Source organism: Mesorhizobium sp. RCAM 05104 (assembly GCF_059683645.1).
Genome location: NZ_CM185033.1, coordinates 5,434,425 through 5,453,179 on the forward strand (window position 1 = coordinate 5,434,425; position 18,755 = coordinate 5,453,179).

Sequence of the window (18,755 nt, forward strand, 5' to 3'; positions counted from 1 at the left end):
GAACCGACATTGCGATCCGGTTCCTGGCGCGGCGCGTTGACCTGTGGGCACCGTGACGGTACGGGATCGAGGGCAGTTTATGTCGAAGGATTTCCCCATGGTGCATTACGCGGACGGCCGGCCGCTCGGCGATCTCACGCTGCGGACACTGGCCATGCCTTCCGACGCCAATGCGGCGGGCGATATCTTCGGCGGTTGGGTGATGGCGCAGATGGATCTTGCCTGTGGCATCCGCGCCGCCGAACGCGCCAAGGGCCGCGTGGTGACCGCGGCGGTGAAGGAAATGTCGTTCGCCAAGCCGATGAAGATCGGCGACACGCTCTGCATCTACACCCATGTCGAGCGCGTCGGCCGCACCTCGATGACGCTCAAGGTCGAGGCCTGGGCGCAGCGCTACCTCTCCGACCTGATGGAGAAGGTCACCCATGCCGATTTCGTCATGGTGGCGCTGGATGGCGAAGGCAAGCCAAAGGCCGTTCCGGCGGAAGGCTGACTGATGCAGTCGGCTTAAATCAAACAGCAGGCCCTGTTTCACCCGCAAGGGAATGCGAACAGCGTTGCTGTGTGGTGCTTTTCATATTCGCGTTGGCAAACTTCCGTGATCGTGTCCGAACGGGCCGGGAGGGAAGACAATGCGTCAACGATTGCTGAACGGTGCATTGGCGGGCGCGCTTGCTGGCTTGTTCTGCCTGCTGGCCGCAACCGCCTACACCGAGGTCAAACAAGACGATGCCGAGGCCGGTTGCGCCTCCGCAAATCACGCCTTCCCGCAGCAAGCGGACAGATGCGAAAACTGCGTTGCCGCGACGTACGACACCTGTGCGGTGAGCGTGAGCAATTGCGTTGGACGGGCGACCTGCACCATTGACGGCAAGGTGGTCGATCGGGTCCCGAAGTCGAAGCGGACCGAAAGCCGTCCGTGGGCCTTGGTGCAGGTGCAGCCGTAAGACCCGTCCGCGCTACGTGGCGCGCTGAAACCCTTGCCATGCAAGGGTTTCAGGCATGCATGCCGTCGAATTTCTCGCGCGCCGCCTTGACGCGGGTGGTGTTCTTGCGCGCCCATTCGCCAAGCGCGCTGACCGGGATCAGCAATTCATGGCCGAGTTCGGTCAGCTCGTAATCGACGCGCGGCGGAATGGTCGGGAACACGGTGCGGGTGACGAAGCCGTCGCGCTCCAGCCCGCGCAAGGTGGTGGTCAGCATCTTCTGCGAAATGCCGCCGACGGCCGCGCGCAATTCATTGAAGCGCAGCGGCCCGTCGCCCAGCTTTCCGACCACCAGAACGGTCCATTTGTCGCCGACGCGCTGCAGGATTTCCGAGACGGCGCGGCAGTCCTCGGTGTTGTGCGGGTTCCTCAGTAACAAAAAAGTGCCTCCTTGCGCCTCGAGTTGACAGTATCTCATATAGCGCCGGTATCCAAACGATACCAGCTTTACTTGCAAGGAGAGCCCCCATGTCAAAACCCAAGATCGCCATCATTGTCGGTTCGACGCGCGCCGCGCGCTTCGCCGACGTGCCGACCCAGTGGATCGCCAAGATCGCCAAGTCGCATGCCGACATCGACGTCGAGATCGTCGACCTGCGCGACTTCCCGCTGCCGTTCTTCGACGAGGTCGCATCCTCCGCCTGGGCGCCGTCGCAGAACGAAGTGGCCAAGCGCTGGCAGAAGAAGGTCGCCGAGTTTGACGGCTTCATCTTCACCGCCGCCGAGTACAATCACGGCCCAACGGCCGTGCTGAAGAACGCCATCGATTACGCCGCCAATGAGTGGAACAAGAAGTCGGCCGGCTTCGTCGGCTATGGCAGCGTCGGTGGCGCACGTGCCGTCGAGCAGCTCCGCCTTCATGCGGTCGAATTGCAGATGGCGCCGGTCAAGTCGGCCGTCCATATCGCCTGGGGCGATTTCCTCGCCGTCCGTCAGGGCGAGAAGAAGCTCGAGGATCTCGAGCATCTGAACCAGGCCGCCACGGCCCTGGTCAACGACGTTGCCTGGTGGGCCAAGGTGCTCAAGGCCGCGCGTCAGGCCGACGCCGTCGCCGAGGAAGTCAAGGCGGCCTGACCGCCGGTTCGAATTATCCTCCCAAGGATCTGGGGCGGCGCTTGCGCCGCCCTTTTTCAATTCCGGCCGGAGTGGCGCTTGCGCCGCTCTTTTTTCAATTGTGGGAAGCCATGGCGTCGTGCTGCGCCTGCCTCGGCCGGATGATGCAGTCGGCGAGGCGGTCCATCTCGTTCAACTCATCGGCGTGATGCTGGCCCCACTGGCAGAGCGCCAGCAGGATCGGCTCGAGGCTGAGGCCGAGGTGCGTCGCCGAATATTCGACGCGCGAGGGCACTTCGGCAAAGATCTCGCGGCTGACGAGGCCGTGCTCCTCCATTTCCCGAAGCTGCTGGATCAGCACTTTCTGGGTGATGCCGGGCATCAGCGCCTTCAGCGCCGACAGCCGCCGGGGACCATCGAACAGATGGTAGAGAATGACCGCCTTCCAGCGTCCCGCGATCACTTTCAGCGCTCGCTCAGCCGGCAGCAGGGGCAGTCTCTTGATGGGTGCGGCCATGGTCACCTCCCGGTCAGCAGGGGACAAATGAGTGTGTAGTCGAGGTCTCGCAGATAGTGGCAAACCGCCGCCGATGCCATAGCGATCGGAGTTTGCCATGAAAGCCATTCAACTCAGCCGCTTCGGCGGTCCAGACGTGCTGGAGGTGGTCGACCTGCCGGCGCCGGTACCGCAGGCCGGCGAAGTGCTGATCCGTGTCCAAGCCGCCGGGATCAATTTCTTCGAAGTGCTGATGCGGGCGAATCGCTACGCGGTGACGCCGCAATTGCCGATGATTCCCGGTGTCGAGGCGGCGGGCGTGGTGGAGGCGGTCGGGCAAGGGGTGGATGCGACGCTGCTGGGGACCCGTGTCGGCGCGCCTTTGTTCGTGTCGCAACGTCCCCACAGCGGCTGTGCGGAGCAGGTGACGATGTCAGCCGATCTCGTCGTGCCGCTGCCGGACGCGCTTTCGTTCGAGGAGGCGACGGCCTTGATGGTGCAAGGGCTGACGGCCCTTCATCTGCTCCGCCAAAGTCCGCCGGACGGCAAGTCGGTGTTGGTGCCGGCGGCCGCGGGTGGCGTCGGATCGTTGCTGCTTCAGCTTGCGAGGCTAAGGGGCGCCAGCCAGGTGATCGCGGCCGCCGGCGGCAAGGCCAAGCTCGATCTCGCGCTGTCGCGCGGAGCCGATGCCGCCGTCGACTATATCAAGCCGGATTGGCCCGCCCGGGTCCGCGACGCCACGGGCGGCGAGGGCGCCGACATCATCTACGATACGGTTGGCGGCGCGCTGACGGCAGCGTCGCTGCAGGCGCTGGCGCCTAGTGGGGAACTGATGTTCGCGGCGCTCGGGCGCTATGCGCTCGCGGCTTCCGATGTGGAGGCGATGATCGGCCGCAACCAGTCGCTCAGAGGTTTCGCGCTGCTGCCGCTGTTGTCTCCCGCCGTGCTGAGGGCCAGCCTGACCGAGTTGTTCCAGTTGGCGGCGAGCGGCCGGCTGCAGGTCGCGATCGGCGGCCGCTTCCCGCTTGACCAGGCCGGCGAGGCGCATCGGCTGCTGGAGGAGCGGCGCTCGACGGGGAAGGTCGTGCTGATGCCCTGAGCTTGAGGCGGTTTTCTACCGCACCGCCTCGCGATGGGCGCTGGGCAGGCGGGTGGCGATCAGCTTGTCGATGCGGCGGCCGTCGAGGTCGACCACCTCGAAGCGCCAGCCCTGCGCATCGACGCATTCGCCGGTCGCCGGCAGGTGGTGCATGTGCGACAGCACATAGCCGGCGACGGTCTCGTAGTCGCGGTTTTCCGGCAGGTCGATGCCGAGCACGTCGGCCATCTCGTCGGCCTGCATGTAGCCAGCGAGCAGCCATGAGCCGTCCTCGCGCTTGACGGCGTTCTCCTCGTCGCCGGCATCGGTGTCCGCCCGGAAGACGCCGGTGATGGCCTCGAGAATGTCGGCCGGGGTGACGATGCCTTCGAAATGGCCGTATTCGTCATGCACGAGCGCCATCGGCACGTCGGATTCCTTGAGCTTCTGCAGCACGTCCAGCGCGTCTGCCTGGTCGTAGACTATGGGGGCCGCGCGCACATGCCTGCGCGGGTCGAGGGCGCGGCCGGCCAGCAGCGCGGCCAGCACGTCGCGCGTCTGGACGACGCCGACCATGACATCGACGCCGCCGTCGCCGGCAGGCAGGCGCGAATGCTGGGTTTCCATCAAAAGCTTGCGGATGGTGCTTTCGTCGGATTGCAAGTTGATCCAGTCGACCTCGGTGCGCGGCGTCATCACCGCCCGCACGGCGCGGTCGCCAAGCCGCATGACACCAGCGATCATGCGCCGTTCGTCGGATTCGATGGTGCCGTGGTGTTCGGCCTCGGCGACCAGCATCTTGATCTCCTCGTCGGTCACCTTCTCCTCGCTTTCACCGCGCTGGCCAAGCAGCCACAGGATGGCGCGGCCGGAGAAGTCGAGCAGGAAGACCAGCGGCGCCGAAACGGTGGCAAGGATGGTCATGGCCGGGGCAGCGCGTGCGGCGACGCGCTCGGGATCGCGCAGCGCGATCTGCTTGGGCACCAGTTCGCCGACGATCAGCGAGAAATAGGTGATGATGGCAACGACGATGCCGACGCCGATCGGATCGGCGATGGTCTCGCGGATGCCGGTCGAGGCCAGGTACTGCGCCAGCCGGTCACCAAGCGTGGCGCCGGAAAACGCGCCGGAGAGGACGCCGACCAGGGTGATGCCGATCTGCACCGAGGACAGGAACTTGCCGGGATTGGAGCCAAGCTCAAGGGCCCGGCCGGCGCCGTTGACGCCACGGTCGATCATCGCCTTGAGCCGGGCCGGGCGCGATGAAACGATAGCGAGTTCGGACATCGACAAAAGGCCGTTCACGCAGATGAGGACGACCACGATAGCAATTTCGACGTATAGCATGAGGGCTCAATAGCATTGCGGCGCGGTTTTCGAAAATAGTCCGCCATGATTTTTAGAAGATGACGAGTGTCTTTCAGGCGCTATCCCAGGATGGCGCCGAAAAGTGTTCAACCAGGGCGTCCACGACAACCCGGACTTTTGGCGTGAGTGCGCGCGTCACCGGCCAGACGGCGTGCACGACGATGTTTTCGACCAGACAGTCCGACAGCACCATTTCGAGGTCGCCGCGCTTGAGGTTTTCTGCGGCCAGCCAGGTCGGCAGAAAGGCGATGCCGCAGCCGGCAAGCGCGGCATCGAGCATCGGCTCGCCATGGCCGAGGACAAGCCGCGCCTTGGGGACGAATGTCGCGAGATGGCCATCGGCATGCCTGATGAGCCAGGGGCGGACGACGCCCTCGCGGCCATAGCCGATGACGCTGTGATCGGCGAGGTCCTTGACCGATCGCGGCCTGCCATGCCTGTCGAGATAGGCGGGAGCCGCGCAGATGGCCGAGCGCTGGGCATAGATGCGTCTGGCCGCGAGCGACAGGCTGTCGTCGAGATCGCCCATGCGGATTGCCAGGTCGATGCCTTCCTCGATCAGGTCGACGCGCCGGTCGTTGAAGGAGATCTCCATCGTCAGGTCCGGGAATTTCATGGAAATCTCGAACAGCACAGGTGCGACGCAGCGGCGGCCGAAAGCCAGCGGCACATCCACCCGCAGGCGGCCGGCCGGAACCTGCCGGCGCGAGGCGAGCAGCGACTGCGCGGCTTCGATTTCGGCCAGCGCCCTGACGCAGGCTTCATAGTAACCGAGGCCTTCGCTGGTCGGGCTGAGGCTGCGGGTGGTGCGGTTGAGCAAGCGAACGCCGAGCCGCTGCTCAAGCTGCGCGATCGACTTGCCGACCGCCGATTTCGTCACACGCAGCCGTTCGCCAGCGCTGGTGAAGCTGCCGGCCTCCACCACGTGGACGAATGCGACGATGCCTTGCAGGTCAGCGGTTTCCACGTTGGTTCCTTATTGTCGACTTTTGGTCCGCAATCAGTCGCCAATTATGCGGCATAGACGCCCTATTTTCCATAGCCGAAAGGCATAAATGTCTCGCGTGGCCATTAACGGAGCGCGGAACGAGATGAACACTGACATCAACAGATCCTGGCAGATGAGCGGCTTCGGCCTGTCCAGGCTGGGCCAGGTGAAGGGCAAGATCGCCGAGCCCGGGCCACACGAACTTCTGGTGCGGACGAAGGCCGTGTCGCTGAACTACAAGGACAAGATGATCGTCGAAGGCACGCTGATCCCCGACCTCGCCTTCCCCTTCGTCCCGACATCGGATGCGGTCGGCGAGGTGGTGGCCACCGGCAGTGCGGTCAGCCGCTTCCGGCGCGGGCAGCGTGTGCTTGGCCAGGTGATCGCCGACTGGCCGGATGGCGACGCGCCGCCTGTGCTGCACAAGCACACGCTTGGGTCCTCGCTGTCGGGCATGCTCTCGGACTTTGTTGTCTTCGGCGAGGACGCCGCGGTGCCGGCGCCGCCGTCGCTCAGCGATATCGAGGCCGCCACGCTGCCGATCGCGGCGCTGACCGCCTGGTTTGCGATGGCCGAGGCGACCAAACCGGTGCCGGGCCAGACCATCCTCATCCAGGGCACGGGTGGTGTGTCGCTGTTCGCGCTGCAGTTCGCCAAAGCCTTCGGTCTGCGCGCCATCGTCACCTCGAGCAGCGACGAGAAGCTCGAGCGGGCAAAAAAACTTGGCGCCTGGCAGGTGATCAACTACCGCACGCAGCCGGCATGGGACGAGGCGGCGCGTGAGCTGACGAATGGGATGGGTGTGAATCACGTGCTGGAAATGGTTGGCGGCGACAATGCGCGGCGATCGCTCAACGCGCTCGCCGCCGACGGCCGGCTGTCGATCATCGGCCTGCTGGGCGCGATGGAACTCAGCTTTCCGATCCTGCCCTTCATGCGCAACCGCATCGTCGTGCAGGGTCTGTCGGTCGGCCATCGCCGCGCCTTCGAGCGGATGAACCTGGCGATCGAGGCGCTGGCGATCAGGCCGGTCATCGACAAGGTCTTTGGCTTCGATGAAGTGCCCCAGGCCTTCCAACATCTGGAGAAAGGGCCATTCGGCAAGATCGTGATCGCCATGTCTTGAAGACGGCGGCGGTGAGGGGACCGTCAGGGGTCTGGCATTGCTCTGAAGGGCCCGAAAAAGCCCACGACCAGCGACAGCTTTCCCTCCTTGGAAATGCGGCAGATGTCCATGCTGTCGGCGCCACGAAATCCATTTTCGCCTCTCTGCACCCATCCAAAACGCAGGAAGTCGTGATGAATATCGACCAGGGTCGTCCGTTCGAGCCAGAAGCCCGGACGGGTTTTCACGACCTGATCGATGTGACGGAGCAGCGCCTCGGCTCCAGAAACGTGCACCTTCGGATCGATGTAGGTGCCTTCAGCTTCGAATGACGTGAACAGCAGCCGCCGGCGCTCTTCGGGCTCCGGGGCGAACCATGCCTTGCAGTAGCTATCCACCACGCTTTGCGCGTCGAACATCTGAACCCCCTTCGAAACCGCTTGACGTCGCAGTATGCGCGGCACGGCTAAGCTACTGTTTGAGCACGCCGACCACGGCCTTGCCATCGGTGAAATAGGGATCGCCGCCGCCGTTGCGGCCGGTCTTGGTGGCGCCGATGCCGTCCATGTCGCTGGTCGAGATCAGTTCGCCGGCGGCATCCAGGTCATGCATCAGGAAATCGCGTTCGGCGTCGATGTCGGGGCCGATGTGATGGGTGATGGCGCCGGTGTCGTGGCTCAGCCCAACGCCGCGATCGAAGCTGGCCGAGCCCAGCCACAGCGGCCGGCCGTCGTCGCCGGTCGCGCTGGTCTCCCAGAAGCGGACATGATGACGCCGGTCGGCACTGTCGCCGACCGGCTTTTCGAAGGCGAGATCCTGGGCGCGGCCCTCGAACAGCAGGCGGCTGACCGGCGCGTCGGGATAGGGGCGAGAGAACAGCACGCTTTCGCCGATATCGATCGCGGTCTTCAAGGTCACGGCATCGGCGGTGTCCCAGCCGGCGACGGCCAAGGCATGGACGACCTCCTTCTGGGTGCCGACAAGGCCGACATTGATCGGGTCGCAGGGAATGCCCTGCGGCGTGTGCGTCACCATCTCGAAGCGCTGGCTGCGAAAGCCGCGATCCCGGAATGTCCAGAATTCCGGCACGGCGAAATAGGCGAGCGCCAGATAGGCGGTGAGCAAGGCCGCCACCCAGATTGTAACGCGTCGCCAAAGGCTTCGTTGGCTCATGAAGGAGGCTCGATCCGTGCGGTATCTGTTGCCTGACCGGCCTTGGAAATCAATGGCCAGGGATGTCCAGCCGGTCTATCGTCTGCCATCGTTTTTGCATGGGGGCAGGAATGAAGCGGAAGCCGACAGACCTGGGATCGATGGCCTTGACCGCCGATCTTGTCGCGAGGGTCGAGCGTATCGAACCGGATCCCGGTCCCGAGCCTGGGACAGCCGAACATACCGACGCGGAGTTCGACAGCCTTGTCGAGCAACTCCTGTCGGAACACCGGCCTGAAGCGCTGTGGGTCTTTGCCTATGGCTCACTGATCTGGAATCCCGAATTCGTGCCAGTCGAGCAGCGCCCGGCTACGGCGCCAGGATGGCACCGCTCATTCTGCCTGAAGCTGACACGCTGGCGGGGAACCCGCGATTTGCCGGCTCTGATGCTGGCGCTCGATCGCGGCGGCAGCTGCAACGGCATCGTTTACCGTCTGCCGGCGGAAGACCATTTTGGGCAACTCGGCCGGCTGATGCGCCGCGAGATCGATGCCAACCCGCCAACCAACGTGCCGTGCTGGATCAAGGTCAAGACCAAGGAGGGGCCGCTACGTGCTTTGACTTTCGTCGCCGCGCCGGGCGGCAACGCCTATGCCGGGCGGTTGCCGTTGGAGCAGGTTGCGGACACGCTGGCGCGAGCCGCCGGACACTGGGGCTCCTCGGCGCAGTATCTGTTTCGGACCGTCAGCAAGCTGGAGGAAAGCGGTATCCGCGACAGGAATCTCTGGCGCATCCAGGATCTGGTGGCACGGCAAATCATCGCGTCCACTGGTGACGCCTGATCTTTCCTACCTGCAGGCGCGATAACCGTTCTTGCGGTTCTTGATGTCGAAATGGAAATGGTTGCGGTGGTCGTAGTTGTAGCCGGGGCCAAGCACCGTGGTGAAATACTGGCAGCCGTCGGCGCGTACATTGTTGAGGAAGCCACGGGTGCGGAAGGCAAACAGGCCGGGCTTGCGCACGTCGATGTCGTCGCCATTGTTGAGTTCGATGCTCATGACGTCGAGCGCGTTGCCCTTGCCGTGCTCCGACAGCACGCCTTCGCCGGCGATGTTGCGGCAGGAGTAGCTGGAGCCCTGGTGGATGGTTCTGACGCCGGAGAAATAGCGCCAGCGGGCCGAGGGAACCAGTTCGTTCCTCGTCCAGCCGGCGAAGGTGGCGGCCATGTCGCAGGTCAAGGTGGCTGCGGGCTTCATCTGGATGTTGCCGATGGCGGAGACCTTAACGGGAAAGTCGATGCCGCACTGGCCTTCGTGGATCGGCGCGAGGTCGGTGTAGGCGACGTCGAGGCGCTTCAATTGCTGGCGGCAGTCGATTTCGCTGGCCGGCATCTGCTCGACCGGCGACATCGGCTCATCCATGCGCGGATAGGCGGCCTGGGTCATGTAGGGATTGGAAGGAACAAGCTTCTGCATGCCAGTGTATTGCGGCACGGCAGCGGTCTGGGAGCCGACGTCGACGGCCGGCTGCAGCGACAGCACGCTGCCGGTGTTGCAGGCCGAAACGGCCGCGAGCGCAAGGCCGGCGGCCACCATCGCCGCAGGTTTCGATTGGCGCGCGGCGGCGGAAAACACGGCGCGAAATTTGCCGGCCATTGGCGGAATCCTATCCCCGAACCTGATCCCGATCAGGTTCTGCCTTTTGCCTGACCATGGTCTTTTGCGAAAACCGGTTCCCGCTTTTCGGGATCATGGTTCAGATGTCCGGCATTTTAACGATCAAGGGTAAAGGAAAGCTCTGCGGCCGCGTTCACGCCTGCGGCAGAAATGCGGCACGCGGTTTGCGCCAACCATGTTCACTGGCAGAACGTGCCGCCATGGCGGCGCGGCTCGAGATCGAGATGGAAATGCAGGGAATGATCGGCGTCGGCGCCCGGCCCCAGCACGGTCTTGAAGGGACCGCATGCAGCCTTGCGCACGGCGTTGAGGAATTTGCCTTCCTGCTCGGGCGGTGCCGGACCGACTTCGATCTTCTTGCCATCCGAAAGCGTGAAGCTGGCGATGTCGAGCGCGTTGCCAAAAGCATGCTCCGACGGTTTTCTGGTGCCATTGCGCGGCCGGCAAACAAAGGCCGATGCCTGGCCGATCGATTTCAGATCGGCACCGAATTCGGCTTTCGCCGCCGGTTGGATGACATCAGCGGCAAAGCGCGCCGCCGCCTCGGCCATCGGGCAATTGAGCTCGGTGCCGGGCGCGATGGCAATCGACTTGCCGAGTGTCTTCAGCACCAGAGGATAGGGGATCGAGCAGCCGATTTCAGGGTTGCTTTCCGCCTTGTGCTCCTCGAACTCGACGCCGAGCGTCTTCAGCCGCTCCCGGCAGGCGATTTCCTCCTGCGGCATCTTCTCGTCGGGCAGATCGGCCGAGCGCGGGTCGGGGAGCATCTTCTTGTCGCCCGCATCCGCCGGCTTTTGTGGCGGCTGCGGGGCGACGGCCGGCGGCGCACCCTCAGGCTCGGCAATGGCCGGCTTCGGCGTGGGCGTCGGTGCGATGGCTGGCGGCCCTGGCTCACCTTCGCTATCGGCCGTCGGTTCGGGAAGCGCCTGCTTTTTTTGACCGGACTTTTCTCCATTGGGCAGGTCCGGCGCGCCGGCGGTCTTGGGAGCGTCCGTCTTCTGCACATCCTGGGTTGATGAATCGGCCTTTGCAGCATCCGCCGGGCGCGGTTCGGGCACGGGAACAGCGGCGGGCGATGCCACCGGTTCCTGTGTTTTCTGCTGTATCTGGTTCGGCGTGACCTGCTGGCTCCGCCGCGGTTTCAGCGAGTGCCGGCCCCGTGGTTTCAGGGGCTGGTCGACGCGCGTTGTCAGCGGCTGTTCCACCCGCGGTGTCAGTGGCTTGTGATGCCTGTGACGATGTCTGGCGTCGGCCGGCACGACCAGCAGGGCCGTGACGGCCACGACCAGTGCAATCCTGAATATTCGGGAAAAGACAAGCGACGCCATCGCCGTCAACGGCGCCAACGCCCGGAGGTTGCCTGCACCCCATCACGAACGGTAACCGCGCCGTTACGCGCCGATCGCTTCCAGCCCTTCCTCCAGCCAGTCGGCAAGCAGCGGCATGCCAAGCAGGTATTTCGCCGTGCGCTTGTTGGCGCGCTCACGCGCCGCTGCCAGGGCGTCGGTCCATTCGGAGGCGTCATAGTCGCCGCGACCAACCCAGGCGAGCGCGACGAGCTCGGCTGCTTCATCGACATTGAGGTCGTTGATCAGCTCGCGCAACTCTTCCTCGGTGAGGTTTTCCGAACTTTCCTCGGCAAGGCCGTATGGTGATGGTTGGCATGTGCCTCGCCATCGAGTTCGACCTCGTGTTCGGCACCATCGGCGTAGTCTTCGTTGACGCCGGCGCTGAGCGCCTTGGCCTTGAGGATGAACAGGCGCACGGTGTCAGGGCCGATCGAAAGCTCCCAGTCCTTTTCAAGCCGTTGCTGCACGGGTCTTCTCCGTCAGGTCGTTTGCCGGATGATAGCGGATTTGCAGCATCCGTCACCTCGTGTTCTCCCGGGTGCATTTTTTTCGGGATGAAACGCAAGCCACCCCGCGTTAGTGTTGCATTGTCACACCTTCCAGGAGGCTTCGATGCATAAAAGAATGCTCATCCAGGCGGCGAGCGCGATTGTCGCCCTGCAGTTTCTTGCTGTTCCCGTATTCGCCGCCGGCAGCGGCAGCAGCGGTGGCAGCGACCAGACCACCACCCAGTGCAAAAAGGGGGAAGTCTGGGACAAGAAGAAGCAGAAATGCGTGCCGCCCAAGGAAGGCATGCTGGACGACGACAGCATCTATGATGCCGGACATGCGCTGGCGATGGCCGGCCGCTATGACGAGGCGATCGCCGTGCTCAGCCTCGCCGCCAACAAGCAGGATCCGCGCATCCTCAACTATCTCGGCTATTCGCACCGCCATTCCGGCCGCGTTGCCGTTGGCCTCGGCTATTACGAGGAAGCGCTGCGGATCGATCCCAACTACACGCTGGTGCGCGAGTATCTCGGTGAAGCGCATCTGCAGATCGGCGATCTCGCCGGCGCCCGGCAGCAGTTGACGGAGATCGAGAAGCGGACCGGCAAGGGTTCGCGCGAATACGGCATGCTGGCTGAGCAGATCGACCATTTCATGAGGAGCTGATTCGGCTCCCGGTGCTCTCGATCCGGCCGCGATTGCTCGCGGCCGGATTTTTGTTGCCGGCCATCCGTGGTTCGCATCCGCCGTGACGGCATTTGCGAAAGCAGCGGACGATTTTTTCAAAACTCATTTTTTGGCGTGAAAAACCCGCGAAGATTGCTATATTGTGGAAAATTGCGGTGAAACGGTTCCGTTAGCCCGAGGCTGCCGGACCGTTTTCTTTTTGTACCCATCGACAAGGCTTTCCCCGAAACGCGGGGGTGGCGGCAGGAAAGGTCAGGCATCATGAACAAGGTCCCGATGACAGGCGAGGGGTTCGCGTCATTGAAGGAAGAACTGCGTTGGCGCCAGCAGGAAGAGCGGCCTCGCATCATCGAGGCGATATCCGAAGCGCGCTCGCATGGCGACCTGTCCGAAAATGCCGAGTACCATGCCGCCAAGGAGGCGCAGAGCCTCAATGAGGGCCGTGTCAACGAACTCGAGGACTTCATCGCGCGGGCCGAGGTGATCGATGTCAGCAAGCTCAGCGGCGACAAGATCAAGTTCGGCGCCACCGTGGTTCTCGTCGACGAGGACACCGAGGAAAAGAAGACCTACCGGATTGTCGGCGACCAGGAAGCAGACGTGAAGTCAGGCCGCATCTCGATCTCCTCGCCGATCGCGCGGGCGCTCATCGGCAAGGAAGTCGGCGATGCCATCGAGGTCAATGCGCCTGGCGGTGCCAGGGGCTATGAGATCGTCCAGGTGCAGTTCATCTAAGGATTGCAAGGGGCAGGATTCGTTCCTGAATTGCGCCATTCCAATCCAGGGATAGCGCCGCCCCTCATCGCCCTGCCGGGCACTTCTCCCCGTACAATGACGGGGAGAAGGACGCGTTCACCGATGATTTCGCCAATTTTCAGCTTTGCAAACTAGGGGCCGACTTTGCGTTCAGCCCCCTTCTCCCCGTCACTTTACGGGGAGAAGGTGCCGGCAGGCAGATGAGGGGCGGCGCTGGCCTTTCCGATTGAATTGATTGATAAATCAATTCTTGCCGGCATCAGCCTGATCAAGCGCCTCGCACTTCAGCAACCTCTCCGCTTCCGCCATCACTACCACTGGTGTCAAACGTTCACCGGGTGCGGCCAAAAGCGTCGAGGCATATTGCCCGCGAGGGCCGGTGAGACCTGGCTCGGTCGCCAGGAACACCGCAACCGTCGGCAGGCCGAAGGCGCTGGCGAGGTGGGTGAGGCCGGTGTCGGCGCCGATCACCAGCGTCGAATGGCCGATGATCCCAGCAATCTCGGCAAGCGGCGATTTCGGCACCACGATCGTTGTCGGTACGGCTTTCGCGATCGCTTCGGCCACGGCCTTTTCGCGCTCGTTCGACCATGTGGTGACCGGGGTCATTCCCCTTTCAATCAGCAGGCGGGCGGTTTCGATCCAGTCGCCGGCCGGCCATTTCTTGTCCTCGCGGCTGGTGCCGTGCAGCAGGAAAGCGGTTCTTCCGCTGATGCCGGCGATGTCGCCGGCCGGCGGTACAATGCCGGAGTCCAGCATCGACAGATCAGGCTGATAGCCGAGCGCCAGCCCGAACAGGCGCCGCGTGCGCTCGATGGCGTGCAGGCCGCGCGGCACGGCGTAGCCGACGTCGTAGAACAAGGCGGCCGAAGGTTCACGGGCGCTTGACCTGTCGAAGCCGGCAATGGGTGCGGCCGCCTGCCTTGCTACCAGCGCCGATTTCAGCAGGCCTTGCGCATCGATGACCAGGTCGTAGCGGCATTCGCGCAAGGTGCGGCGCAACAAAGCCGCCTCCCGCCAGGTGCCGCCGCTGAACAAGGCCTTGCGCCAGCGCCTGATGGCGACCGTGTGGATCCTGCCGATCGCCGGATGCAGCGACACGATGCCGGCGAATGCCTCTTCGACACACCAGTCGAAGGACACGTCCGGCCGGTTCAGGCGGGCATCCTCGACGGCTGGAAAGGTGTGGATGACATCGCCCATCGACGACGTCTTGACGATCAGGACCTTCATGCCGCGGCCGGGAGTTCCAGCAGGCGTTCCGCCGCTGCGGCGACCTGCCCGACTTCAAGCGTCTTCAGGCAGTTGAGATGGCCGAGCGGGCAGACCTTCTGGTGGCAGGGGGAGCAGGGCAGGCCGAGCCAGACCAGTTCGCGCCGTTCCGCCAACGGTGGCGTGTTTTCAGGCGAGGTCGAGCCGTAGACGGCAACGATCGGCGTGCCAACGGCGGCGGCGACGTGCATCAGCCCGCTGTCGTTGGACACCGCCAGCCTTGCCGCCGATATCAGGTCGATGGCGTCCTCCAGCCGCGTCTGGCCGGCGAGGTCGACGACGCCGGGGGCAAGGGCCGCGATCTCCGCCGTCACGTCGCGGTCGTTTTTCGAGCCGAACAGCGCGACCTTGAAGCCCTTGCCCATGAAGTCGCGGGCAAGGCCGGCATAGCTTTCGCTCGGCCAGCGCTTGGCCGGGCCGAACTCGGCACCAGGCATCAGTGCCATGAATTTCTGCGGCGCCAGTCCGAAACGGTTGAGCAAGGCGGCCTGGTTGTTCGCATCCACGGTTAGCCTGGGCGCCCGGAAACTGCCGCCCTGGGCGAGGCCGAAATAGGCCTGCGCGGTGCGTCGTTTGACGCTGTCGGGCAGCGGCACGATGTCGGTCAGCAGGCCGTAGCGCATTTCGCGCAAATTGCCGAAACGGCGAGGAATGCGGGCAAAGAACGGGATCAGCGCCGACTTCCAGCTTCCCGGCAGGACATAGGCCATGTCGTAGCGGCCGCGCAGCAGGCGGCCGAAGCGGCGGCGAATGGTGAATTCGAGCGCGCCGGGCTTCAGCGGGAAGTCGATCTGCTGGCGTATTTCGGGCATGCGCTTGACCAGCGGCGCGGCCCAGGCGGGCGCCAGCACATCGATCGCGGCGTTGGGATGAAGCTCTTTCAGCGCCGCGAACAGGCACTGCGCCATCACCATGTCGCCCACCCAGCGTGGGCCGATCACGAGGATCGTTGGGCTTTCAGCCATTCGACATAGTCTCTGACGCCGGTTTCCACTGTTCGAAATTGGCCATTGTAACCGGCCGCGCGCAAACGGGACATATCAGCTTGCGTAAAGCTCTGGTAGCTGCCCTTGAGGTGGTCGGGGAATTCGATGAACTCGATCTCGCCTTTGCCGAGAGTGTCGATGACCGTCTCGGCGATGGCGCGGAAGGGCTGGGCGCGGCCGGTGCCGCAGTTGAAGATGCCGCTCGAGCCGCGTTTCCACAGCCACAGATTGACGTCGGCGACATCGCCGACATGGATGAAGTCGCGGCTTTGCTCGCCCGGGCCGAAGCCATCATAGGCGCCGAACAGTTTCGGATTCTCGCCGCGTTGGACCTGGTTGAACAGATGGAAGGCGACCGAGGCCATGGCGCCTTTGTGCGCCTCGCGCGGGCCATAGACGTTGAAGTAGCGCAGGCCCGCGACCTGCGAATGATCGGTGTCGAAGATGGTGCGCCTGACATAGTCGTCGAACAGCTTCTTGGAATAGGCGTAGACATTGAGCGGCCGCTCGAGCGCTGGGTCCTCGCGAAACTCGGAACCGCCGCCATAGACGGAAGCGGAGGAGGCGTAGAGGAAGGGTACGCGCAACGCCTGGCAGGCGTGCAACAGCCGCTTCGAGAAGGCGTAATTCACCTCCATCATGAACTTGCCGTTCCATTCGGTGGTGGTCGAGCAGGCGCCCTGGTGGAAGACGGCCTCGATGCGGCCGAGTTCGCCGGTTTCGAGACGGGCCAGGAAATCGTCCTTGTCGAGATAGTCGGTGATGCTGAGATCAGCGAGATTGGCGATCTTGTGGCCGTCGGTAAGGTCGTCGACGACCAGGATGTCGTCATGGCCTTCGGCATTGAGCGCGGCGACGATGTTTGAGCCGATCATGCCGGCGCCGCCCGTGACGATGATCATGAAGGCCTCTGGCTGCTTGCGATTCCGGTCCTTATAAGGGACGCCAGCCGGGCTGTCGACAAAGCAGGCGCAAACGCGGGAGCCACCGCCACAGTGGCGCCGCAAAGCTTTCGCTCAGTCGGGACCTGCCGGCTCGGCCGATCGTGAGGGACAAGGAATGCCGTCGACCGAACTGCTCATCGCGTTTTTCGCCACCACGGCGATCTTCGCCTACATCCCCGGCCCGGCCATGCTCTATGCCGCCGCGCAGACGATGGCGCGTGGCCGCTGGTCCGGGCTGACGGCGGCACTCGGCATTCATCTTGGCGGCTATGTGCATGTCTTCGCGGCAGCCGCCGGGCTGTCCGTGCTGTTCCACGCCGTGCCGCCACTCTACATGGCGGTCAAGCTGGTCGGCGCGCTCTATCTGATCTGGCTCGGCGTCTCCTTGTTCCGCAAGCGCGTTGAGGGCGATGCGGCGCTGCCCGCGATCGAGCGGAAATCGGCCCGCCGCGCCTTTTTCGAGAGCATCACCGTCGAGGTGCTCAACCCCAAGACAGCGATCTTCTTCATGGCATTCCTGCCGCAGTTCATCGATGCCTCGGCGGCGTTTCCGGTCTGGCTGCAGTTCGTCGTGCTCGGAACCATCGTCAATCTGATGTTCTCCTCGGCGGATGTCGTCTGCGTGTTCCTGGCGGGTGCCGTGATCGGCCGGCTGCGGCGTTCCAGCCGCGCACAGCGCCTGATGCAGCGGGCCGGCGGCGCGGTGCTGGTCGGGCTCGGCGTCCACGTCGCCCTGCAGAAGACCTGACGCGGCGAGCCGCCGTTGCGCCGACTTGAATTGCGGTATATCGGCATCGCCATGAAACGACCGGTCCCGCCAACCGACCCAAAACATTCCAGAGACGGGTTTTCCAGCGCGTTGCAGATGACATGATCAAGCACAATCCGCCTTCGCCCGAACCCTTGCACCGCGCCATTGCGCGCTTCGGCGAGGTCACCGTCCTGGTGGTCGGTGACCTGATCCTCGACCGTTTCGTCAATGGCGTGATCGAACGGATTTCACCGGAAGCGCCGATCCCCGTGCTGCACGGGCGCGGCGAAACCTCGGCCATGGGCGGCGCCGGCAATGTCGTGGCCAACATCATCTCGCTTGGGGCGCATGCCGTTCCGGTGTCGGTGATCGGCACCGACACCGCCGGCGACAGCCTGATGCGGATGCTTGGCGAGCTTGGCGCCGACACGGCGGGCCTGGCGCAGGAGCGCGGCCGCATGACGTCGTCGAAGAGCCGGTTCAGCGCGCTCAACCAGCAGGTGCTGCGCTTCGACGAGGAGGAGATCAAGCCGCTCGGCGAAGCGGAGCGGGCAGGTCTGATCCGGCATTTCCGGGATGCACTCACGCGTGCCGACATCGTCATCCTGTCCGACTACGGCAAGGGCATCCTGCTCGACGGCGTCGCCGGCGAACTGATCGCCATCTGCCGAGAGGCGGGCAAGCCGGTGCTGGTCGACCCGAAAGGCCGCGACTATGCGCGCTATGCCGGGGCAACCGCCATCACCCCCAATCGCAAGGAACTCGGCGACGCCGTCGGCCATGCGCTATTTGCCGACGACGAGATCGTGGCCGCCGCACGCCAGCTGATCTCGGCGCATGGCTTCGACTTCGTCGTCGCGACACGCAGCGAAAAGGGCATGAGCGTGGTCGGCCCAACCGAAGCCCGCCACATCGCCACCCAGGCGCGTGAAGTGTTCGATGTCTCGGGCGCCGGCGACACGGTGATCGCGAGCTTCGCGCTGGCGCTGGCGGCGGGTGCCGATCCCGTCGCCGCGGCCTCGATCGCCAATGCCGCCGGCGGCGTCGTGGTGGGAAAACGCGGCACCGCGCGGCTGACGGTCGAGGAACTCACCGGCGCGCTGTTCCGCTCGCACGGACCGACCGCTCACAAGGATGCCATCCTCGATGCCACGTCGGCGGCGCGCATGGTGGCGGCGTGGAAGGAAGAGGGCCTGAGCGTCGGCTTCACCAATGGCTGCTTCGACATCCTGCATGCCGGCCATGTCAGCCTGCTGCACGCGGCGCGCAGCCAGTGCGACCGGCTGGTGCTCGGCCTCAACAGCGATGCCTCGGTGCGACGGCTCAAAGGGCCGGGGCGGCCGGTGAACGACCAGCATGACCGCGCCTGTGTGCTTGCAGCCCTGGCCTCGGTCGATGCGGTCGTGGTGTTCGAGGAGGACACGCCGCTGGCACTGATCGAGGCGCTTCTGCCCGACATACTGGTCAAGGGCGCCGACTATACGATCGACACCGTGGTCGGCGCCGATGTGGTGCAGAAGGCCGGCGGGCGCGTCGTGCTGGTCGATCTCGTGGCCGGCAAGAGCACCACCGGCACAATCGGCAAATTGCGCGCCGGCGGCACCACGAACTGAGGTTTT

Annotated in this window: 21 protein-coding genes and 1 pseudogene; 10 read left to right on the forward strand and 12 right to left on the reverse strand. The window is 64.3% G+C overall.

What is annotated here, in order from left to right:
* Window positions 1–97 precede the first annotated feature (97 nt).
* Together AC56QP_RS26595 and AC56QP_RS26600 are read left to right on the forward strand one after the other, a co-directional pair.
* Entirely contained in the window at window positions 98–493 is a 396-nt protein-coding gene (locus tag AC56QP_RS26595) for an acyl-CoA thioesterase (RefSeq protein WP_111542927.1), read from the forward strand.
* A gap of 139 nt (window positions 494–632) precedes the next feature.
* The gene (locus tag AC56QP_RS26600) at window positions 633–947 is read left to right on the forward strand and encodes a hypothetical protein (protein WP_489862772.1); all 315 of its coding nucleotides are present in this window, start codon (window positions 633–635) and stop codon (window positions 945–947) included.
* A 49-nt stretch (window positions 948–996) separates the two neighbouring features.
* Here the strand turns inward: AC56QP_RS26600 and AC56QP_RS26605 are convergent, their stop codons facing one another.
* Window positions 997–1,365, reverse strand: a complete 369-nt coding sequence (locus AC56QP_RS26605) for a winged helix-turn-helix transcriptional regulator (protein ID WP_256754350.1) — start codon at window positions 1,363–1,365, stop codon at window positions 997–999.
* An 89-nt stretch (window positions 1,366–1,454) separates the two neighbouring features.
* Between AC56QP_RS26605 and AC56QP_RS26610 the strand changes: the two genes are divergently transcribed.
* On the forward strand, window positions 1,455–2,060 hold the full coding sequence (locus tag AC56QP_RS26610) for an NADPH-dependent FMN reductase (protein WP_489862771.1): 606 nt from the start codon (window positions 1,455–1,457) through the stop codon (window positions 2,058–2,060).
* A 94-nt stretch (window positions 2,061–2,154) separates the two neighbouring features.
* Here AC56QP_RS26610 and AC56QP_RS26615 read toward each other — a convergent pair whose 3' ends face one another.
* Window positions 2,155–2,556: a winged helix-turn-helix transcriptional regulator gene (locus tag AC56QP_RS26615; protein WP_489862770.1), complete on the reverse strand. Its 402-nt coding sequence runs from the start codon at window positions 2,554–2,556 to the stop codon at window positions 2,155–2,157.
* Between the two features lie 97 nt (window positions 2,557–2,653).
* On the opposite strand from AC56QP_RS26615, the gene AC56QP_RS26620 reads away from it, so the two are divergent.
* Window positions 2,654–3,634, forward strand: coding sequence for a quinone oxidoreductase family protein (locus AC56QP_RS26620; RefSeq protein ID WP_489862769.1), 981 nt, complete (start codon window positions 2,654–2,656; stop codon window positions 3,632–3,634).
* 15 nt (window positions 3,635–3,649) lie between these two features.
* Here the strand turns inward: AC56QP_RS26620 and AC56QP_RS26625 are convergent, their stop codons facing one another.
* Together AC56QP_RS26625 and AC56QP_RS26630 are read right to left on the reverse strand one after the other, a co-directional pair.
* Entirely contained in the window at window positions 3,650–4,960 is a 1,311-nt protein-coding gene (locus AC56QP_RS26625; protein WP_489862768.1) for a hemolysin family protein, read from the reverse strand.
* A gap of 73 nt (window positions 4,961–5,033) precedes the next feature.
* Window positions 5,034–5,948, reverse strand: coding sequence for a LysR family transcriptional regulator (locus AC56QP_RS26630; RefSeq protein WP_489862767.1), 915 nt, complete (start codon window positions 5,946–5,948; stop codon window positions 5,034–5,036).
* A gap of 124 nt (window positions 5,949–6,072) precedes the next feature.
* On the opposite strand from AC56QP_RS26630, the gene AC56QP_RS26635 reads away from it, so the two are divergent.
* Complete coding sequence (locus tag AC56QP_RS26635) at window positions 6,073–7,095, forward strand: zinc-dependent alcohol dehydrogenase family protein (RefSeq protein ID WP_489862766.1); 1,023 nt, start codon at window positions 6,073–6,075, stop codon at window positions 7,093–7,095.
* Window positions 7,096–7,118: 23 nt separating this feature from the next.
* On the opposite strand, the gene AC56QP_RS26640 is transcribed toward AC56QP_RS26635, so the two are convergent.
* On the reverse strand, window positions 7,119–7,493 hold the full coding sequence (locus tag AC56QP_RS26640) for a hypothetical protein (protein WP_489862765.1): 375 nt from the start codon (window positions 7,491–7,493) through the stop codon (window positions 7,119–7,121).
* Window positions 7,494–7,545: 52 nt separating this feature from the next.
* Window positions 7,546–8,247, reverse strand: coding sequence for an LssY C-terminal domain-containing protein (locus AC56QP_RS26645; RefSeq protein WP_489862764.1), 702 nt, complete (start codon window positions 8,245–8,247; stop codon window positions 7,546–7,548).
* A 110-nt stretch (window positions 8,248–8,357) separates the two neighbouring features.
* Between AC56QP_RS26645 and AC56QP_RS26650 the strand changes: the two genes are divergently transcribed.
* Window positions 8,358–9,068 (forward strand): gamma-glutamylcyclotransferase, encoded by a 711-nt coding sequence (locus tag AC56QP_RS26650; RefSeq protein WP_489862763.1) that lies wholly within the window; start codon window positions 8,358–8,360, stop codon window positions 9,066–9,068.
* Between the two features lie 6 nt (window positions 9,069–9,074).
* Here AC56QP_RS26650 and AC56QP_RS26655 read toward each other — a convergent pair whose 3' ends face one another.
* The 3 genes and pseudogenes from AC56QP_RS26655 to AC56QP_RS26665 form a co-directional block, all read right to left on the reverse strand.
* The gene (locus tag AC56QP_RS26655; protein ID WP_489862762.1) at window positions 9,075–9,881 is read right to left on the reverse strand and encodes an extensin-like domain-containing protein; all 807 of its coding nucleotides are present in this window, start codon (window positions 9,879–9,881) and stop codon (window positions 9,075–9,077) included.
* A gap of 200 nt (window positions 9,882–10,081) precedes the next feature.
* Window positions 10,082–11,107, reverse strand: coding sequence for an extensin-like domain-containing protein (locus AC56QP_RS26660; protein WP_489863511.1), 1,026 nt, complete (start codon window positions 11,105–11,107; stop codon window positions 10,082–10,084).
* 186 nt (window positions 11,108–11,293) lie between these two features.
* Window positions 11,294–11,718, reverse strand: a pseudogene (locus AC56QP_RS26665) (DUF3775 domain-containing protein).
* 145 nt (window positions 11,719–11,863) lie between these two features.
* On the opposite strand from AC56QP_RS26665, the gene AC56QP_RS26670 reads away from it, so the two are divergent.
* A complete protein-coding gene (locus tag AC56QP_RS26670; protein WP_489862761.1) occupies window positions 11,864–12,406 on the forward strand; it encodes a tetratricopeptide repeat protein in 543 nt (180 codons plus the stop codon).
* A gap of 282 nt (window positions 12,407–12,688) precedes the next feature.
* Complete coding sequence (gene greA, locus AC56QP_RS26675; RefSeq protein WP_256754363.1) at window positions 12,689–13,162, forward strand: transcription elongation factor GreA; 474 nt, start codon at window positions 12,689–12,691, stop codon at window positions 13,160–13,162.
* Between the two features lie 264 nt (window positions 13,163–13,426).
* On the opposite strand, the gene waaC is transcribed toward greA, so the two are convergent.
* Genes waaC through rfaD form a run of 3 tightly spaced genes read right to left on the reverse strand, consistent with a single transcriptional unit; the run spans window position 13,427 to window position 16,343 of the window.
* Window positions 13,427–14,416, reverse strand: a complete 990-nt coding sequence (gene waaC, locus AC56QP_RS26680; RefSeq protein WP_489862760.1) for a lipopolysaccharide heptosyltransferase I — start codon at window positions 14,414–14,416, stop codon at window positions 13,427–13,429.
* Window positions 14,413–15,420: a lipopolysaccharide heptosyltransferase II gene (gene waaF / locus AC56QP_RS26685; RefSeq protein WP_489862759.1), complete on the reverse strand. Its 1,008-nt coding sequence runs from the start codon at window positions 15,418–15,420 to the stop codon at window positions 14,413–14,415. The genes waaC and waaF overlap by 4 nt, the downstream gene beginning before the upstream one ends.
* Window positions 15,393–16,343 (reverse strand): ADP-glyceromanno-heptose 6-epimerase, encoded by a 951-nt coding sequence (gene rfaD / locus AC56QP_RS26690; RefSeq protein ID WP_489862758.1) that lies wholly within the window; start codon window positions 16,341–16,343, stop codon window positions 15,393–15,395. The genes waaF and rfaD overlap by 28 nt, the downstream gene beginning before the upstream one ends.
* 157 nt (window positions 16,344–16,500) lie before the next feature.
* Between rfaD and AC56QP_RS26695 the strand changes: the two genes are divergently transcribed.
* Window positions 16,501–17,133 carry a LysE family translocator gene (locus tag AC56QP_RS26695; protein ID WP_489862757.1) on the forward strand — a complete coding sequence of 211 codons (633 nt, stop codon included), beginning with the start codon at window positions 16,501–16,503 and terminating at the stop codon, window positions 17,131–17,133.
* 122 nt (window positions 17,134–17,255) lie between these two features.
* A complete protein-coding gene (gene rfaE1 / locus AC56QP_RS26700; protein WP_489862756.1) occupies window positions 17,256–18,749 on the forward strand; it encodes a D-glycero-beta-D-manno-heptose-7-phosphate kinase in 1,494 nt (497 codons plus the stop codon).
* The last annotated feature ends 6 nt before the right edge of the window (window positions 18,750–18,755 follow it).

Excerpts from the sequence above, each read along its gene's own strand:
- AC56QP_RS26615 (WP_489862770.1), bottom strand. The coding sequence starts at position 2,556 with ATGGCCGCACCCATCAAGAGACTGCCCCTGCTGCCGGCTGAGCGAGCG.
- AC56QP_RS26635 (WP_489862766.1), top strand. The coding sequence starts at position 6,073 with ATGAACACTGACATCAACAGATCCTGGCAGATGAGCGGCTTCGGCCTG.
- AC56QP_RS26695 (WP_489862757.1), top strand. The coding sequence starts at position 16,501 with ATGCCGTCGACCGAACTGCTCATCGCGTTTTTCGCCACCACGGCGATC.
- AC56QP_RS26625 (WP_489862768.1), bottom strand. The coding sequence starts at position 4,960 with ATGCTATACGTCGAAATTGCTATCGTGGTCGTCCTCATCTGCGTGAAC.
- waaF (WP_489862759.1), bottom strand. The coding sequence starts at position 15,420 with ATGGCTGAAAGCCCAACGATCCTCGTGATCGGCCCACGCTGGGTGGGC.
- AC56QP_RS26595 (WP_111542927.1), top strand. The coding sequence starts at position 98 with ATGGTGCATTACGCGGACGGCCGGCCGCTCGGCGATCTCACGCTGCGG.
- AC56QP_RS26600 (WP_489862772.1), top strand. The coding sequence starts at position 633 with ATGCGTCAACGATTGCTGAACGGTGCATTGGCGGGCGCGCTTGCTGGC.
- AC56QP_RS26645 (WP_489862764.1), bottom strand. The coding sequence starts at position 8,247 with ATGAGCCAACGAAGCCTTTGGCGACGCGTTACAATCTGGGTGGCGGCC.
- AC56QP_RS26655 (WP_489862762.1), bottom strand. The coding sequence starts at position 9,881 with ATGGCCGGCAAATTTCGCGCCGTGTTTTCCGCCGCCGCGCGCCAATCG.
- greA (WP_256754363.1), top strand. The coding sequence starts at position 12,689 with ATGAACAAGGTCCCGATGACAGGCGAGGGGTTCGCGTCATTGAAGGAA.
- AC56QP_RS26620 (WP_489862769.1), top strand. The coding sequence starts at position 2,654 with ATGAAAGCCATTCAACTCAGCCGCTTCGGCGGTCCAGACGTGCTGGAG.
- rfaD (WP_489862758.1), bottom strand. The coding sequence starts at position 16,343 with ATGATCATCGTCACGGGCGGCGCCGGCATGATCGGCTCAAACATCGTC.
- AC56QP_RS26610 (WP_489862771.1), top strand. The coding sequence starts at position 1,455 with ATGTCAAAACCCAAGATCGCCATCATTGTCGGTTCGACGCGCGCCGCG.
- rfaE1 (WP_489862756.1), top strand. The coding sequence starts at position 17,256 with ATGATCAAGCACAATCCGCCTTCGCCCGAACCCTTGCACCGCGCCATT.
- AC56QP_RS26670 (WP_489862761.1), top strand. The coding sequence starts at position 11,864 with ATGCATAAAAGAATGCTCATCCAGGCGGCGAGCGCGATTGTCGCCCTG.
- AC56QP_RS26650 (WP_489862763.1), top strand. The coding sequence starts at position 8,358 with ATGAAGCGGAAGCCGACAGACCTGGGATCGATGGCCTTGACCGCCGAT.
- AC56QP_RS26640 (WP_489862765.1), bottom strand. The coding sequence starts at position 7,493 with ATGTTCGACGCGCAAAGCGTGGTGGATAGCTACTGCAAGGCATGGTTC.
- waaC (WP_489862760.1), bottom strand. The coding sequence starts at position 14,416 with ATGAAGGTCCTGATCGTCAAGACGTCGTCGATGGGCGATGTCATCCAC.